Below are 420 nucleotides of genomic sequence, written 5' to 3'. Positions count from 1 at the left end.
TCGCGCCGAGCACGGCGCCGATCGCCGGGATCGACTTCGCGGCCATCTGCTCGGTCACTTGCACCGAGAAGCGCGACGCCACCGTCTGCACGAGCTTGAACACGGCCGCCGAGCTGTGCGCGGCGATACCTTTGGTCGTGATGTCCGACGACGCCTTCGAGATCGCCTGCGCGAGCGCGCCGCGCAGCACGAAATAGCCGAGATCGGCGTCCTCTTCCTGCTTGTCCGGGTTGCCCCCCATGCCGAGCACGGCCAGGCATTGCAGCTGCGTATCGACCGACGTCAGGTCTTCGCCTTCGCTGCGCGCGATGTCGCACACCGAGCGGAAGATCAGCGTGGTCGTCACCGGCAGCTCGACCGGCAGCGCGAGAAAGCCGAACGCGCCGCCCGCCGCGCCGGTCGTCGCGACCGCGAGCTTGT

Annotated in this window: 1 protein-coding gene; it reads right to left on the bottom strand. The window is 68.8% G+C overall.

What is annotated here, in order from left to right:
- A partial coding sequence (locus A9Z05_RS03500; RefSeq protein ID WP_176730139.1) for an EcsC family protein occupies positions 1-420 on the bottom strand: 420 nt, incomplete at both ends.

The sequence above is a fragment of the Burkholderia sp. A2 genome (genome assembly GCF_001729305.1).
GTDB lineage: Bacteria > Pseudomonadota > Gammaproteobacteria > Burkholderiales > Burkholderiaceae > Burkholderia > Burkholderia sola.
The sequence above is the reverse complement of the archived record's forward strand: the minus strand, read 5'-3'. Positions and strand labels throughout refer to the sequence as shown.